Source organism: Dellaglioa sp. CoH-55-MRSF-8, from assembly GCF_056782195.1.
Window position 1 is genome coordinate 281068 of record NZ_JBXAYH010000003.1, and the last position, 15739, is coordinate 296806.

Below are 15739 nucleotides of genomic sequence, written 5' to 3' on the forward strand. Positions count from 1 at the left end.
ATTATGACTCAAAAAGCATATATGATTGGTACAGGTGTTGGTAACTTAGCAGCAGGTATCTATTTAATTCGTGATGGTGGCTGGCATGGTGACCAAATTACGATGTTTGGTTTAGAAAAACATGGTGCTAATGATGGCGCTGCAGTTAAAGATTATGTGACTGAATATGGTAACCAAGGTTTGAGTAATCAAAAAGGATTCCTAGCTAAAGGTGGTCGTATGTTGAATGAAGAAACATATGAAAACTTATGGGATGTTCTTCGAGAAGTGCCATCATTGGATAATCCTGGAAAGACAGTTACAGATGAAATTTTAGATTTTGATCATGCACATCCAACGCATGATATTGCACGCTTAATTGATAAAATGGATGGTATTAGAAATAAAGGCGGTAAGAATGATTATCGTCATATGCAATTTAATACACGAGATCGCGTTTTACTAACAAAATTAATGACGATGCCTGAATCAAAGGAATCAGAGATTAATGATATCAGTATTGAAAAATGGTTTGAAAATAGTCCACACATGTTTACAACTAATTTCTGGTATATGTGGCAAACAACTTTTGCCTTCAAAAAGGAAAGTTCAGCAATGGAATTACGTCGTTATATGAACCGAATGATTCTTGAATTCAGTCGTATTAACACATTGGAAGGTGTTACAAGAACACCATATAACCAATATGAAAGTATTATTTTACCAATGCGTAAATATCTTACAGACCGTGGTGTAACCTTTGTGGATAACCGTAAGATAACTGAATTTAAATTTAAAGATACAGCTTTACGTGACGATATTGTTGTCACTGGTCTTGAATATGAAGAAGTCGATAATGATAATAAAGTCGGCGAAATCATTATTAATGATGGCGATTTAGTATTTGATACGAATGGTTCAATTACAGATAGTTCATCAATGGGCGATATTGATACACCGATTGTGGAAAATATGGACTATGCACCTAGTGCTAAATTATGGAAACAAGCTACTGAACATTTCTATAACTTAGGTAAACCAGATAAATTCTTTAATGATCGTCAACAAAGTGAATGGATGAGTTTTACAGTCACAACTGATAATCATTTAGCAGTAAATGAAATTGCACGGATTACACAACAAGAACCTGGTAATGCATTGAATACCTGGGTTGATAGTAATAATTTATTATCAATCGTGGTTCATCATCAACCTCATTTCCATGCTCAAAAAGAAAATGAGACTGTATTCTGGGGTTACTGTTTATATCCTCGTCGCAAGGGTGATTTTGTTCAAAAACCATTTATCGAGATGACTGGTCGCGAAATGTTAGAAGAATTATTAGGCCATTTGGCTCAAACAGATACAGCTACGAATAATATTAGCCAACGTACAGATGAAATTATGGATAGTGTTGTTAATGTTATACCTGTTTATATGCCATATGCGAGTGCCTTATTTAACCGTCGCGCAATTGGTGATCGTCCTGACGTTGTACCTGAACATTCAAAGAATTTGGCCTTTATTAGTCAATTTGCAGAAATGCCATTTGATATGGTCTTTACAGAACAGTATTCGTTCCGTTGTGCACAAATTGCTGTGTATAAGTTCTTAGGAATTTCAGATACGCAATTAACACCATTACATCATTATGAAAAAATGCCAAAAGTTTTGGCAAAAGCAACGAAAACAATGTTTAGATAAGTTGAAATAACGATTTATAAGAATTTTTATAAATCGTTATTTTTTTGATGTATAATTAAGATTCATTCTAATTCGGAGAAGGTGTCTTAATGATCAAAATAAATACAGTAGCTGATCAGATACAATTATCAGGTATTCGTCGATTTGATGAATGGGTCTCCAAAATAGACGGTATCGATAAGTTAACGTTAGGTGAACCTAATTTCATCACACCTCAACATATTATGGACGCTACAAAAACAGCGCTTGATAACGGACAAACACATTATGAAGCCTCAGCTGGTAATCCAGAATTACGACAGGCAACTGCTGATTATTATAATGAAAAGTTTGAATTGGCTTATGACGCAAAGAATGTTTTAGTGACCGTTGGGGCAACTGAGGCAATTGCTACAGCATTAAAGACGGTAACAACACCAGGAGATTACATTTTAGTACCAGTTCCTTGTTATCCAGCTTACTTGCCATTAATGCAGTTACAAGGCGTTAAACCTATTTTTATGGATACACGTACGACGAACTTTAGGGTAACGGCAGAGCTTATTGAAAAGACATTGCAGGAAAATAAGAATAAAGCTATCGTTGGATTTATATTTAATTATCCAACTAACCCTACCGGTGTTTCTTATGGTAAAATTGAGTTATCTTCTATTAAAGATGTTTTGAAAAAACATGACATTTGGGTGATGAGCGATGAAATTTACTGCGAGTTAACCTATGAACAACCGCATATTTCCATGGCTAATTTGTATCCTGAAGGGACAATTTTAATAATGGGATTGTCTAAATCACATGCAATGACCGGTTGGCGGATTGGGTTTGTATTAGCTGAAGAACGATTAATTAATGCTATGAAAAAGGTCCACCAATATCACGTAACGACCGCGGCAACTTTATCACAAGTAGCTGCACTTGAAGCTGTTAAAAATGGGAAGCAAGATAGTGTACCAATGAGAGATGCTTATCATATTCGTCGTGATAGATTGGTAACAGCCTTAGAAAAATTAGGTTATAATTTAATTAAACCAGATGGCGCCTTTTATTTATTCGTTGAAATACCTAAAAAACTAAAATTAACGTCAGTTGAATTTTGTCAGCAACTTGCTCTGAAAGAAAAGGTAGCTGTTGTTCCAGGTAGTGCATTCACAGAATTTGGTGAGGGCTACTTTAGAATAAGTTTTGCTGCAAGTGATGAACAGTTAGCAAAACTCATCATCGCCTTGGAAAATAGTAAGCATTAAATTCAATTTATTAATCTAATTATGGTACGTTTGTATGAGTAAAAGGAGTGATTAAAATGGATGGAAATGTTGACTGGACAATTGCTGAGCTTAAAAAAATTGAAACAGAAGAAAACCAATTATTGATTGAAGCTACAATTGCGCTATTAAAAGATCAGTCAGTTGAAATTGAGAGCTTGCATGGCTCAATGGAAGGGCAGCTTTGGAGCCCAAGTAACTGGCGTAAGTAAAATCATCAATAATGGCAACAAAACAAGTGAGGAGTGACGATATGAATAATAGATTAGAAAAGTTGGACTTTGACATAACACCGGTAACTTTTAAACGCGTTTTAGTTGCCATAGATGAGGATGATTCTGAATCATCAATTTTAGCTTTTAATTATGCGGTAGCGTTAGCTAAGTTACAACAAATTCCTTTAGGGATTGTTTCAATATTAGAGACAGGTGATATGAATATTTTTGATTCTATGTCACCAGTTGTTATCAAAGAAAATAAAAAATTACTTGAAGAAAGTATCGAACGCTATGTAGATAAGGCGCATGATTTTGGCGTTAAAAATGTACAAGCAATTGTTTCTGCTGGTAGACCAGGTTCTGAAATTGTTGAGAAGGTTATTCCAGATTTTAAACCGGATATTCTAATTTGCGGTTCAAAAACGAATACGCCAAGTAATTCAAAGAAATTATTTATTGGCTCTCAAGCTAGTTATATGGCTCAAAATGCACAATGTTCCGTTAGTGTCATCAGATAATATTTTAAAAATATGAATGTTAAAAGAGCGAAAAACTCATTTTACAGTTTTTTGCTCTTTTTTAATAAAAAAATAACATAATTGTTCGTATATATGATAAGATTAACCATAGTAAATTAAAATATAGTGAGGATGGTTAAATTGAAATATTATAAAGCGTACCGAATTAGTCTTGGGTGGCAAATTTTAATTGGATTAATTTTAGGAATTATTATTGGTGCTATTGGGTATCAAAATAAACTCATTATTAACTCACTTCAACCGCTGGGAACCATCTTTATTAATATGATCAAAATGATTGTCTTACCGATTGTTGTTTCATGTCTAGTGGTCGGAATCGCCAATATGGGAGATATCCACAAATTAGGTAGAATCGGTGGAAAAACATTAATTTACTTTGAAATTATGACAACAATTGCGATTGCATTAGGATTAATTGTTGGTAACTTAACTAAACCCGGACAATTTATAGATATTACAGCTTTAAATAAAGTCGATATTAGTCAATATGTTACAACTGAAAACTCAACCTCTACTGGGTTGAGTACGATTTTAATGCATATTGTGCCAACTAATATTTTTGAGGCACTTGTTAAAGGTGATATGCTGCCTATTATCTTCTTTTCCGTTTTATTTGGACTCGGGACAGCAACGCTAGGTGAGAAGGGAAAACCGATTATTGATTTCTTCTCAGCTGTATCTGAAGTTATGTTCAAAGTGACAAACTGGGTAATGAAATTGGCACCTATCGGTGTTTTTGCATTAATTGGTGTCACAATAGCACAATTAGGCGTTTCTGCTTTAAAACCATTAGGGTTCTTTATTATTGTGACCTATATAACGATGATATTTTTTGTTATTGTAGTAATGGGTCTTGTTGCTAAATTATTTAAAATTAATTTAATCGTCTTGTTAAAGGTAATCAAGGATGAAATGATTCTTGCTTTTTCAACGGCTAGTTCTGAAGCAGCACTGCCTAAAATTATGGAAAAAATGGAAAATTTTGGTGTTAAAAAGGGAATTGTTTCTTTTGTTGTTCCAACAGGATATACATTTAATCTAGATGGATCAGCAATTTATCAGTCAATAGCTGCTCTGTTTTTGGCACAGGCATACCATATTAATTTATCAATTGGACAACAAGTTACATTATTGATTGTGTTAATGATTACGTCTAAAGGGATGGCTGGAGTACCTGGTGCATCATTTGTCGTCCTATTAGCGACAATCTCAACTATTGGTGTTCCTGCTTCGGGGTTGGCTTTTATCGCTGGAGTTGATAGAATCATAGATATGGGTCGTACAACCGTCAATGTTGTTGGTAATTCATTAGCAGCTGTTATTATCGCACAATCAGAAAATGAATTTGATCGTGAAAAGAATCAAAAGTATTTAGAAAAATTGAACATTAAGTAACCTTAAAAAGGGGGCTTTCGGAAAAAAATGACGAAAGAAATTAAATTAAAATGGTTGTTAATAGGTTCAGTGATTAGTAGCGCAGGTTCAAGTTTCGTCTGGCCGTTAACAACAATTTACATGCATAACTATTTAGGTAAAAGTTTAACATTTTCTGGAATTGTACTATTAATAAACTCAGTTGCGACTATTATTGGTAATTATGCTGGTGGTTATTTATTTGATAAATGGCGGCCTTATTATGCGACATTGGTAGGAATCGTAATTGCATGGTTGGCCGTATTAGGCTTAGTTTTCATGCATGGCTGGCCAGCATACCCAATTTTGCTAGTTATTTTGGGTCTTGGTAACGGGATTGTGGCAACAATTTTAAATTCATTTGCGGCCACAATTAGAAGAAAAGATAGTCGATATGTTTTTAATCTCTTTTATTTAGCTTTAAATTTAGGGATTGTTATTGGGACATTATTAGTTGGATACGTGATTGAAGTTAGTGTCACAATGGTCTTTGTATCAGCATTAATTTTATATTCAATATTTTTGATTACTGCTATTTTAGCGTATAGAGTTGATCCAATACGAAAAAAAGTGAAACCAACAAAATCAGAACAATCAGCTGGTGTTAATCCCAAAGTTTGGATTATCGGCGCAATGTGGTTAACATTCCTGGTTATTTGGTTGAGTTACGAGCAATGGCAAAGTAATTTATCAATTTATATGGATAAGTTAGATATTCCATTGAGTCAATATAGTTTATTATGGACGATTAATGCAGGACTCATTGTTTTTGGACAACCACTAGTGACGCTTGTAACGAGAACAATTGCTAAGTCATTATTTAGACAAATTATTATGGGTGTTGGCTTATTTGCGTTATCATTTACAACACTTATTTTTGCGAAAGACTTTTCTCATTTTGTCTTTTCAATGGTCTTGTTGACGTTAGGTGAAATGGTCGCATTCCCAGCCATTCCGGCATGGATTAATGAACTGGCCGAGCCAGGTCAAGAAGGTAAGGCACAAGGAACGATTAATATTGCCGCATCTATTGGTAAAGCGTTAGGACCATTAGTTGGTGGAATCGTAATTGAACGATTGTCATACAACGGTTTGTTCGTTGGTTCGACATTATTAATCTTACTTGCCTTGGCAGTTGTTGTTATTGCAACTAAGAAAGCGAATATAAAATCGTAAAAAAATACCACAACTTTTATAAGGTTGTGGTATTTTTTATTCTAAATCATTAAAATAGGCTAATAAATCAGTCGTAGATAGGTTGGCACGTTTTTCACCTGATAAATCAGATTGAATCTGACCATCATTTAAGACAATTGTTCGATTACCATATGATAATGCGTCCTCTAAGTGATGCGTAATCATTAGACAAGATAATTGTTCTTGTTCAACAATTTCGGCGGTTAATTTTAATAATTCTTGGCTTGTTTTGGGGTCGAGGGCGGCCGTATGTTCATCTAGTAGCAGTAAGTCAGGTTGAATCAAAGTTGCCATTAAAAAACTTAATGTTTGACGTTGACCACCAGACAAGTTTCCAGCAGGTGTATTTAAATGTTCTGATAAACCATTTGGCATCTTTGCGGTTAATTCACGAAATTGCGTCATTTTTTGTTTTAAATGACGAGGTTTAAACCGACGGCGACTGCCTCGATTTAAGGCTAATAATAGATTTTCAGCGACTGTCATTCTAGGTGCTGTGCCCATTTTAGGATCTTGAAAAACACGACTAATATAATTTGTCCGTTTAATATCATTTTCATTCGTAATATTTTTATTGCGTAACATAATTTTGCCACTCGTTGGTTTAATATTACCAGCAATTGTATTGAAAAGGGTCGATTTACCAGCGCCATTAGTACCAATTACAGTTATAAAATCGCCTTTATTGATGGTGAGGTTTAAATTTTTTAAGATTTGTTGCTCCTCAGAAGTACCGGTATTAACGGTAGTGACGATATTGGAAAGTGAAAAAATGGGTTCAGTCATTTTGAATGGCCTCCTTCAAACAAAGTATTTAGTCTTAGCGCTTTTCGGAGAGTTGGTAACATTAAACAGAATGCTAAAATAATAGCAGAAATTAATTTTAAATCGTTTGCGTTAAAGCCTAATGTTAATACAATTAAAATAACAAATCGGTAGAAAATACTACCAATGACAACGGCAACCAAACGTGCTGTTAATGATAAGTTACCAAAAACAACTTCACCGATAATAATTGCAGCAAGCCCAATGACAATCGTTCCGATACCCATACTGATATCAGCATAGCCATTATTTTGCGCGATTAGCCCACCGGCAAGTCCGATGAAGCCATTTGAAACCATTAGTCCTAAAATCTTCATACGATCGGTTTGGATACCAAGTGAGCGGGCCATTTTTTCATTATCACCGGTTGCGATGAACGCTTGGCCTAATTCGGTATTTAAAAAGAAAGCGAGTAAGCCAATACTAATGATAACCAGAATGAGCCCTAATACAACGGAATCAAAAGATGCAGGAAGATTAGTTAGAAAGTGAGCAGAAAAAATTGTATTTTGTCCAAGTAAACTGATATTTGCTTTTGTTAAAATTCGTAGGTTAATTGAATATAAACTTGTCATGACAAGGATTCCAGCTAATAAAATCGGAATTTTACCTTTTGTATAAAGTAACCCGGTGGCTAGACCAGCTAGTGTCCCTGCTAGAAATGCAAAGAATGTGGCCAGAAGCGGGTTAACTCCGTGGATTAGACAAATCACAGTTACGCTGGCGCCCATTGGAAAAGTACCTTCGACAGTCATATCAGGAAAGTCTAAAATTCTAAATGAAAGATAAAGACCAAGACCTAAAACCCCCCATAGGAGTCCTTGTCCGATAGCAGATACAATAATTGTCATTTGATTAACTCTCCTTTATTTTTGGCTTGATCAATTAATGCTTGTGGAATTGTAATATTTAAGGCCTTTGCTGTTTTCAAATTAATAACAAGATCACCTTTTTTTACAAAATTAATTGGTGTTGTTGCAGGGACACTTTTTCCAGAAAGAACGGCAGCAGCCATTTTACCAGTGGCTACACCTAAATCATATTGGTTAATACTAATAGTTGCCAAGCCGCCATTTTTGACCATTGTATCTACTGCAGGGAAAATTGGAATTTTAGCTTGTGTCGCATTTTTAACGAGAGTCTGCATACTTGATGCTACTGTGTTATCCGTGGGGACATAAACGGCATCAACAGATGCTACGAGCGATTGTGACACTTGGTCAACATCATTTGTAGAGGTAATTGTTGCCGATTTAACTTCTAAGCCTGATTTGATTGCTGCAGATTTAAATTGTTGATACTGTTTTGTAGCTGAATCGTCACTTGATGTGTAAAGGACACCCACGGTTTTCATATTAGGTATTAGTTCCTTCATTAAAGCTAACTGTGCTTTAATAGGTGCTTGATCAGAAACACCGGTGATATTATTACCTGGTTTCTGATTGTTGCTAACTAAACCAGAACCTTTTGGATCAGTAACGGCACCTAAAATAATTGGTGTTTTTTTAGTTACATTAGCTAAAGATTGTGCAGAGGGTGTTGCGATACCAATCATGAGATTAACATTTTCATTATTAAACTTGTCACTCATTGATTTTAAATTACTTTGATCAGCTTCAGCATTTTGGAAATCAATATTCACAGACTTACCAGGTACGTAACCTTCTTTTTCTAATCCAGCAATAATTCCTTTATGAATCGCATCCAGTGCAGGATGTGTTGTTAATTGAAGAATACCAATTGTTGGTACTCCTTTAGCGTTTGAAAATGTTGTTGGTTGAAGTGTTGAGAAAAAAGCAATCACTAAGAATAAAAATAACGCAATAATGGTTCCAATTAATCGTTTCATTTTATAAGTACCCCTTTAATTTTTAATAAAAAAAGACAGTCCTCAGATTCGAGGGCCGTCTTGAAAGACAAAACCCCCGCATGAATATACTGATATCCATACAGGGGTTTTGATTTATAGAAACCAAACCGATATACAGATACAATCTGAATAGACAGATTATATCTGTAAAAAACAGACTACAATCTGAATAACCGGCTTTGCCAACGATTATTAAGTTTTACTTGTGAATAAGTCATAGGCTTGATTTCCTCTCTGAGTTAGTTGATAAATGTAGTATAGATAAATCTGATATTATTGTCAAATATTATTTAAAAGATTTTAAAAGTTATAAAGAGTATAATTTAGAAAACAACAAAATTGATTCGACATTCATAGTGCGGTATGATATTTTTATTGGGAATAGCGCACTATGAATTCATAATATGAGGTGAAAAACTATGAAAAAATCGTTAAAGATTGGTATTAGTATCGGAAGTATTTTAGTTTTGGGAATTCTTGGTGGAGCAAGTTTCAATCAAAGTATGCATTTTAATAAAGGCATCACAATTAATGATACAGATGTCAGTGGATTAAGTGTTGATAAAGTTATTAGTAAGTTAAAAAATGAAACGTCAAAAAATGTTATTTATGTAGGTAAAACAAAAATAGTCGATGCAAAAGATACAACAACTGGTTTTACTGATGAAGATAAGCCAGCGATTAAAGCATTGTTGAAGAAGCAACGTACCATTCTTCCTTCAAATGTTAAGAAAAATTATGCGATTGTTCCACAAAAGTTGAATACAACAGTTAAGGATCAATTAAAAGCACAATTAAAAACCCAACTAACAAAGTTAAATAAAACAAGAACAGTGGCTGTTGATGCAAGTCCCATTTTAAAAAATGGAAAAGTATCAGTAACACCTGGGAAAAAAGGGAATCAATATAATGTTAAGCAAATTTTAGCTGCCTATGATAAGGCTGGCTATAGTAGCATTACGAAGTTGAAGGATACTGAACTCCAACCTTTATCTGCTGACAGTAAAACAGTTAAAGCTGATACTGAAAAATTGGATACACTAGCTGCTAGACAGACTGTTTATACCGTTCAATCAACGAAGTATACGTTGAAGGGTGCAGATATTCTTAAGCAAGCAACTGTTGAAGATGGTAAATATGTTGTTGATACGAGTGGTATTTCTGCAAAAGTAGATGAAATTAATAAGAAACAAGCAACATTGAATAAAAAGTATAATTTTAAAACGGCTACAGGAAGTACTGTTCCAGTTAGTGGACAATCATATGGTTGGGCCCTTGGAATGAATGACTCAGTGACACATGTTTTGACAGCGTTAGAAGATGGTACTGCAGCTATTGACGCAACCAATGATAAATATGGTGTTGGCTATAATACTTATGGAACTGGTTACACAACGACTGCAAATGATGGACTTGGAGATACGTATGCTGAAGTGTCAATTGCGCAGCAGAAAGTTTGGATCCATAAAAATGGCAAGGTTGTTTTAACAACTGATGTTGCAACTGGTAAACATAGTACTGGTGAAGATACAACTAAGGGTGTTTGGTATATTATGTACAAACAAACGCCATCAATACTTAAAGGTAGTGAAGTTGGTAAAGCTAATTATTCTGTCAAAGTTAGTTACTGGGCTCAATTCACAAATAGTGGAATTGGTTTCCATGACGCTAGTTGGAGAACAAATTGGTCTAAAACAGCTTATCTTAAAGATGGTTCTGGTGGTTGTGTTAATACAAAACCAGCCGCAATGGCAACTTTATTTGCGAACGTTTCACAAAACGAACCTGTTGTTGTTTATTAATTTAAGGCTTAATCAGTTCTTAAACTGGTTAAGCTTTTTTTAATGATTTATTATTAATAACTTCATAGATAAGTCATAAAGCCAAGGTAGTATGAACCTATACCAGAAAGGAAGTTTAACAAAATGAAAATAGATAAAAACAAAGATAATAAATTAATAAGTGATAATATCGTTTCTGCACAAGTCATTGCGTTGAACAATCATATTATTACTGTAAAAACTGAAAATTCAGAAATTATAAAAATTAAACAACCAAATAGTACAAAAAATGACAAGATATTTCTAGAGACAATGAAAGATATTTTACGGTCGGGATTGTGGATTCCTGTGAATCGAGTCATGCAAATTATAATGCGTTATGACTGGTTTGATACGCCATTTGAAGAATATAGTTATGTATAGAAATCATGTATAATAACGTTAGAGGTGGCAGGGATGACGATTAAATTAATTGCAGTAGATTTAGATGGTACATTTTTAAGGGATGATAAATCATACGATAAAGAAAGATTTTCGCATCAATTTGAAAGGATGCAACAACAGGGAATACATTTTGTGGTAGCAAGTGGGAATCCAACCTTAGCCATTGAACAATATTTTAAAGAAATTAAAGATAAAATTGGTTACGTTGCTGAAAATGGAGCAGTCATTCAAGATGCAAAAGAGTTATTGAAAGAATACATTTTTGAAAATAGTCTCTATCAAGAAACGATTCAGTATTTGAAGGAAACATTCACTGAAATAGGACTATTAGCGGTTAATAATCAAGGAGGTTTCTATGATAAACGGGAATCTGATACATTTATTCAAGATGTAAATGATTATTATCCGAAAGTAACCGGAGTCGATAATTTGGTATCACTTAATCAAGGAATTTCTATGCTGACGGGTCATTTTCCCGTGTCGTTATATGAAAGAATATCATTACAATTAAATACTGAAATGAATAATAAACTTCAAGCAAAAGCGTCTGGATTTGGTTATATTGATATTAATTTAGTGAACGCGACAAAGAAAAACGGCATAAATTTACTACAAAATCGTTGGCAAATCTTGGATGAAGAAGTTGCGACATTTGGGGATAATGATAATGATCAAGAAATGTTGGCGTTCACGCCGAATAGTTTTTCTATGGCTAGCGGATCAAAGTTAGCTAAAAAAACAGCAAAACACATCATTGGGTTGAATCAAAATGATAGTGTTTTGGATAGCATTGATGATATTTTAAATCATAAATTGTAAAGAAACGTTCTTTTCCAAGGGGCGTTTCTTTTTAGTTCTTTGTATCCGTTTACTTATGCAGTATAATAGAGTTATTAAAGCATAATCGGAGGAATGTAATTTTGACAGTCAAGATAATTGCAGTGGATTTAGATGGTACATTTTTAAGAGATAATAAAACGTTTGATGAAGTTAGATTTAGTCACCAATTAGTTGAACTAAAAAATAAAGGGATTCATTTCGTGGTAGCAAGTGGAAATCAAGTTATGAAAATTAAAGATATTTTTAAACGTATCTCTGGTGAAATAGGTTACGTTTCAGATAACGGTGCGGTTATTTATGATGGCAACACCCATATCAGATCATTTAATATTGATCCAGCCGTATTTGAAAAAACAGTTTTATATATCCAAAAGGTATCGCCAAATTATGGAATCTTAGCATCAACAGATGAGAGTGGGTATATTGATGCAAGTGAGTCTGATAACTTTGTAGAAATGGCTAATACGTACTATCCAGACATTATTAAGGTCCCTAATTTAAGTAAGGTTGAAAAAACTATTTCTAAAGTTACGATTAATGGCCCCATTGACGAATATAAAACATTTGCGGTTAAATTAAAAGAAAATGTTGATGAATCATTAGTTGCAAAAGTTTCTGGTTTTGGATTTATTGATATCAATGTTAAAGAGGCAACAAAACAAAATGGGTTAAATGCTTTGCAAGAATTATGGGATGTAAAAGATGATGAAGTAGTAACCGTTGGAGATAATGATAATGATGCTGAGATGTTGGCATACACACCATTAAGTTTTGCAATGGAAAAGTCTTCAAATATGGCAGCTAAAATGGCAAATCATCGTATCGGTTCAAATCAAGATGATAGCGTCTTAGATTTAATTGATGACGTTTTAGCAGGTAAATATTAAAATATAATTTAGATAATGACGTAAAAATAAGTGATGATTATCACTTATTTTTTTACAAAAAAAACCACTTTCTTGTGAAAGTGGCAGATAATTAAATTTATTTAGAAACAACGCTAAAACGTTCTTGATGATGTGAATTAGATTCAATTTCATCAACCAATGCGATAGAGAAGTCGGCATAGCTAATTTCACTATTACCTTGTGAATTCATTGTTAAAACGTCACCGGCAATTTGATAGTGGCCTGTTTTTTCGCCACTAGGATTGAAAAATGCAGCTGGTGAAATATAGACCCAATCTACATTTGAAACGGTACGGAGTGTGACTAAAGCATCACGCATATTTTTGGCTGTTGCTTTAGCACCTTCAGGGAAGTCAGGTGTATCACCAAGTAACAGTGTTTTTTCAGAATCAACGAAAAGACTACTTGCGCCACCAACAATAACGAGCTTAACCTTAGTATCAGCTAAGATATCCGTTAAATGTTTTAATGATGTTTGATGAAGATTTTCTTGACCAAATGGAGCGTTAAAAGCATCTACAATAACATCAAATAATTCTAAATCAGCAGTTGTTAACTTGAAAAGATCTTTTTCTATAAAAGGAACATCTTCTGTTAATTTGCTTTTATTTCTAATAATAGCAGTAACATCTAAATGACGAGAAACTGCCTCTTTTAATGTAGATTGTCCTTGTTTACCAGTTGCACCAATAATTCCAATTTTCATTTTATAACTCCCTTTCTAAGTAACTGTCTTCACAATAGTTGAATGACATTTTTTTGTCAAAGAATAAGTCGTCAGGTTACATCTTTATTTTAACTGATAAATATGGTATGTTTATAGTTGTTATGGGGATGTTCAGGATTCGACAGGTATAGGTTGAGCTTGGATTGCGTTTCGAAGTTTGCGTCTTCGTTAAAACGCTCAGTTAAATTATAACTGCAAAAAATAATAGTAATACTTACGCTTTAGCTGCTTAATAGCGCTCTAACGTAGATCCTCCTAGTATCGTCCATGTGCTAGATCTGGGTCCTAAATTAAGTGGACTTACGTTAACTTCTTCCACCTGGAGAAGTTAAAAGAGACTAATCAGGTTAGTCAGACGTGTTAGCCCTGTTATACGGCGCTACGGTTGGCGAATTTTAAATAGTATAACTATGAACGTAGATGTTTGAGTGGCAATATGCTTGGACGCGGGTTCGACTCCCGCCATCTCCATTTTACAGTTTGAATAAGGTTGAAAAGCCTTATAAAATATCACTTTTGCATTTTAAAAGTTTGAATAAGATTGAATGAGTTTGAATGCAAATTAAGGTGTTTTTAAGGTGATTTTTGACAATCCTATTCAACATAACAGATGAAAAGATGACTTGATTCGACGAGTTATCTTTTTTATTTTGCCATAAAATTAGAGGTCTATTATGAAAAAATAAATTAATTTGTTAGAAATTACGGACACAAAAAATGACCATTTACAAAGGATTATTTTTGTAAGTAGTCGTTTTTTACGAACTTTATATTAAAATAAAGGTATAAACCAAGAAAGAATATAGTTAGTAACCATATCTAATATTGGAGATAGAGGTTAACTCTTTTAATTTTTTAGATTGATTGTCAGATAAAGGTTGTTCATCATTCCTGATGGCTTTAGAAAGATCTAAGTTCATGCGACTTAAAATGAATGGAACAGAAGAACGTTTTTGTTTTAGTTCTTCGAGATAAGCTTGTAACGTAATTTTAAGTGTATTATTACCATTATTTGTACTTAAATCAGTTAATAAATCGGTAATAATTTGTTCGGCCTGTTTTCCACGATCATCTCCGCCGGAAAACCATTTTAATTTATTCATAGACTAGAACTCCTTAATTTATTTGTATTAACTAATAATATATTAAAATATATAAATTAAAGAGAAATAGTTAACATAATAAATGATAAATATGGTCCCAGTTGATCATTAAAATATAAATTAACCTACCAGTTTATGCCTGCCATATTTGTTGGAAGTATATTTTATCTTTAAAAAGTGGAATTATTTTTAGTTGATTTAATGACTAATCTTTGTAATACTAAATTTATAAAAATTTAGGGGGTTCGTATGTCAAAAGGTAGAGTTGAAGCGTTCACAGATGCTGTAGTTGCTATTATTATGACAATCATGGTTTTAGAGTTAAAAGCACCAGAGGGAGACACATTTTCAGATTTAATACCGCTTCAAAGTACTTTTTTAGCTTACGTATTAAGTTTCTTTTTAATTGGTGTCACCTGGAATAATCATCATCACATGTTTCAATTGGCGGATAAAATCAATGGGCGGGTGTTGATTGTTAATACTGGATTTATGTTTGTAATGTCATTCATGCCATTTGCAACAAGCTGGGTTGGTGAACATTATAATAAATTTGCGCCTGCCTTTTTATATGGCCTTGTCTTTCTATTATTTAATATTATGTATGTAGTATTAACTAATGAATTACTTCGAGCAAATGGGCCTGAATCAAATTTAGCAAAAGCAATTAAAAATGACAATAAAACATGGGTGTCGTTATCTTTTTCACTTATTGGATTGATGTCAGTATTTATTAAACCAGAGTTGGTGTTAATTTTTTGTCTGATTGTACCATCAATTTGGTTTATACCTAATCGATTAATTGAAAATTTCTATAAAGACAAATGAAAAAAAGTTCCAACAAGAAATTTCTTGTGTAATAATCCCTTTATGGTTGTCAGATGAAATAATATAATTTCATCCGATAATCATGGAGGGATTTTTGTATGTCC

General features: G+C 33.5%; 16 protein-coding genes and 1 other RNA gene. 12 read left to right on the plus strand and 5 right to left on the minus strand.

Going from position 1 to position 15739, the window contains the following annotated elements; all coding sequences use genetic code 11:
• The first annotated feature begins 3 nt into the window (after positions 1-3).
• The 6 genes from AC1RPW_RS05085 to AC1RPW_RS05110 all read left to right on the plus strand — a co-directional run bounded on the left by AC1RPW_RS05085 (position 4) and on the right by AC1RPW_RS05110 (position 6288).
• The gene (locus tag AC1RPW_RS05085; RefSeq protein WP_481761423.1) at positions 4-1683 is read left to right on the plus strand and encodes an oleate hydratase; all 1680 of its coding nucleotides are present in this window, start codon (positions 4-6) and stop codon (positions 1681-1683) included.
• Between the two features lie 89 nt (positions 1684-1772).
• Positions 1773-2924 (plus strand): aminotransferase class I/II-fold pyridoxal phosphate-dependent enzyme, encoded by a 1152-nt coding sequence (locus tag AC1RPW_RS05090; RefSeq protein ID WP_481761422.1) that lies wholly within the window; start codon positions 1773-1775, stop codon positions 2922-2924.
• Positions 2925-2980: 56 nt separating this feature from the next.
• On the plus strand, positions 2981-3154 hold the full coding sequence (locus tag AC1RPW_RS05095; protein ID WP_409022253.1) for a hypothetical protein: 174 nt from the start codon (positions 2981-2983) through the stop codon (positions 3152-3154).
• A gap of 41 nt (positions 3155-3195) precedes the next feature.
• Positions 3196-3678 carry a universal stress protein gene (locus AC1RPW_RS05100; protein WP_481761421.1) on the plus strand — a complete coding sequence of 161 codons (483 nt, stop codon included), beginning with the start codon at positions 3196-3198 and terminating at the stop codon, positions 3676-3678.
• A gap of 141 nt (positions 3679-3819) precedes the next feature.
• Positions 3820-5094 (plus strand): cation:dicarboxylate symporter family transporter, encoded by a 1275-nt coding sequence (locus AC1RPW_RS05105; protein WP_481761420.1) that lies wholly within the window; start codon positions 3820-3822, stop codon positions 5092-5094.
• Positions 5095-5121: 27 nt separating this feature from the next.
• On the plus strand, positions 5122-6288 hold the full coding sequence (locus AC1RPW_RS05110; protein WP_481761419.1) for an MDR family MFS transporter: 1167 nt from the start codon (positions 5122-5124) through the stop codon (positions 6286-6288).
• Positions 6289-6324: 36 nt separating this feature from the next.
• Here the strand turns inward: AC1RPW_RS05110 and AC1RPW_RS05115 are convergent, their stop codons facing one another.
• Genes AC1RPW_RS05115 through trpX form a run of 3 tightly spaced genes read right to left on the minus strand, consistent with a single transcriptional unit; the run spans position 6325 to position 8983 of the window.
• Positions 6325-7095 carry an ABC transporter ATP-binding protein gene (locus AC1RPW_RS05115; RefSeq protein WP_481761418.1) on the minus strand — a complete coding sequence of 257 codons (771 nt, stop codon included), beginning with the start codon at positions 7093-7095 and terminating at the stop codon, positions 6325-6327.
• Positions 7092-7985 (minus strand): ABC transporter permease, encoded by an 894-nt coding sequence (locus AC1RPW_RS05120; protein WP_481761417.1) that lies wholly within the window; start codon positions 7983-7985, stop codon positions 7092-7094. The genes AC1RPW_RS05115 and AC1RPW_RS05120 overlap by 4 nt, the downstream gene beginning before the upstream one ends.
• Positions 7982-8983: a tryptophan ABC transporter substrate-binding protein gene (gene trpX / locus AC1RPW_RS05125; protein ID WP_481761416.1), complete on the minus strand. Its 1002-nt coding sequence runs from the start codon at positions 8981-8983 to the stop codon at positions 7982-7984. Before trpX ends, AC1RPW_RS05120 begins: the two co-directional genes overlap by 4 nt.
• Before the next feature lie 440 nt (positions 8984-9423).
• Here trpX and AC1RPW_RS05130 point away from each other — a divergent pair, with 440 nt between their 5' ends.
• The 4 genes from AC1RPW_RS05130 to AC1RPW_RS05145 all read left to right on the plus strand — a co-directional run bounded on the left by AC1RPW_RS05130 (position 9424) and on the right by AC1RPW_RS05145 (position 12956).
• Complete coding sequence (locus tag AC1RPW_RS05130; protein WP_481761415.1) at positions 9424-10806, plus strand: L,D-transpeptidase family protein; 1383 nt, start codon at positions 9424-9426, stop codon at positions 10804-10806.
• 123 nt (positions 10807-10929) lie between these two features.
• Positions 10930-11208, plus strand: a complete 279-nt coding sequence (locus AC1RPW_RS05135) for a hypothetical protein (RefSeq protein WP_409022261.1) — start codon at positions 10930-10932, stop codon at positions 11206-11208.
• 33 nt (positions 11209-11241) lie between these two features.
• The gene (locus AC1RPW_RS05140; RefSeq protein ID WP_481761414.1) at positions 11242-12048 is read left to right on the plus strand and encodes a Cof-type HAD-IIB family hydrolase; all 807 of its coding nucleotides are present in this window, start codon (positions 11242-11244) and stop codon (positions 12046-12048) included.
• A gap of 101 nt (positions 12049-12149) precedes the next feature.
• Entirely contained in the window at positions 12150-12956 is an 807-nt protein-coding gene (locus AC1RPW_RS05145) for a Cof-type HAD-IIB family hydrolase (protein ID WP_409022263.1), read from the plus strand.
• A gap of 97 nt (positions 12957-13053) precedes the next feature.
• On the opposite strand, the gene AC1RPW_RS05150 is transcribed toward AC1RPW_RS05145, so the two are convergent.
• Complete coding sequence (locus AC1RPW_RS05150) at positions 13054-13683, minus strand: NAD(P)-dependent oxidoreductase (RefSeq protein ID WP_481761413.1); 630 nt, start codon at positions 13681-13683, stop codon at positions 13054-13056.
• A 124-nt stretch (positions 13684-13807) separates the two neighbouring features.
• Here AC1RPW_RS05150 and ssrA point away from each other — a divergent pair.
• Positions 13808-14178, plus strand: a transfer-messenger RNA (tmRNA) gene (gene ssrA / locus AC1RPW_RS05155).
• Positions 14179-14510: 332 nt separating this feature from the next.
• Here the strand turns inward: ssrA and AC1RPW_RS05160 are convergent.
• Positions 14511-14807 carry a bacteriocin immunity protein gene (locus tag AC1RPW_RS05160; protein WP_481761412.1) on the minus strand — a complete coding sequence of 99 codons (297 nt, stop codon included), beginning with the start codon at positions 14805-14807 and terminating at the stop codon, positions 14511-14513.
• A 249-nt stretch (positions 14808-15056) separates the two neighbouring features.
• Here AC1RPW_RS05160 and AC1RPW_RS05165 point away from each other — a divergent pair, with 249 nt between their 5' ends.
• Positions 15057-15635, plus strand: coding sequence for a TMEM175 family protein (locus AC1RPW_RS05165; RefSeq protein WP_409022266.1), 579 nt, complete (start codon positions 15057-15059; stop codon positions 15633-15635).
• Positions 15636-15739 lie beyond the last annotated feature (104 nt).

Excerpts from the sequence above, each read along its gene's own strand:
- AC1RPW_RS05085 (WP_481761423.1), top strand. The coding sequence starts at position 4 with ATGACTCAAAAAGCATATATGATTGGTACAGGTGTTGGTAACTTAGCA.
- AC1RPW_RS05090 (WP_481761422.1), top strand. The coding sequence starts at position 1,773 with ATGATCAAAATAAATACAGTAGCTGATCAGATACAATTATCAGGTATT.
- AC1RPW_RS05095 (WP_409022253.1), top strand. The coding sequence starts at position 2,981 with ATGGATGGAAATGTTGACTGGACAATTGCTGAGCTTAAAAAAATTGAA.
- AC1RPW_RS05100 (WP_481761421.1), top strand. The coding sequence starts at position 3,196 with ATGAATAATAGATTAGAAAAGTTGGACTTTGACATAACACCGGTAACT.
- AC1RPW_RS05110 (WP_481761419.1), top strand. The coding sequence starts at position 5,122 with ATGACGAAAGAAATTAAATTAAAATGGTTGTTAATAGGTTCAGTGATT.
- AC1RPW_RS05115 (WP_481761418.1), bottom strand. The coding sequence starts at position 7,095 with ATGACTGAACCCATTTTTTCACTTTCCAATATCGTCACTACCGTTAAT.
- AC1RPW_RS05120 (WP_481761417.1), bottom strand. The coding sequence starts at position 7,985 with ATGACAATTATTGTATCTGCTATCGGACAAGGACTCCTATGGGGGGTT.
- trpX (WP_481761416.1), bottom strand. The coding sequence starts at position 8,983 with ATGAAACGATTAATTGGAACCATTATTGCGTTATTTTTATTCTTAGTG.
- AC1RPW_RS05130 (WP_481761415.1), top strand. The coding sequence starts at position 9,424 with ATGAAAAAATCGTTAAAGATTGGTATTAGTATCGGAAGTATTTTAGTT.
- AC1RPW_RS05135 (WP_409022261.1), top strand. The coding sequence starts at position 10,930 with ATGAAAATAGATAAAAACAAAGATAATAAATTAATAAGTGATAATATC.
- AC1RPW_RS05140 (WP_481761414.1), top strand. The coding sequence starts at position 11,242 with ATGACGATTAAATTAATTGCAGTAGATTTAGATGGTACATTTTTAAGG.
- AC1RPW_RS05150 (WP_481761413.1), bottom strand. The coding sequence starts at position 13,683 with ATGAAAATTGGAATTATTGGTGCAACTGGTAAACAAGGACAATCTACA.
- AC1RPW_RS05160 (WP_481761412.1), bottom strand. The coding sequence starts at position 14,807 with ATGAATAAATTAAAATGGTTTTCCGGCGGAGATGATCGTGGAAAACAG.
- AC1RPW_RS05165 (WP_409022266.1), top strand. The coding sequence starts at position 15,057 with ATGTCAAAAGGTAGAGTTGAAGCGTTCACAGATGCTGTAGTTGCTATT.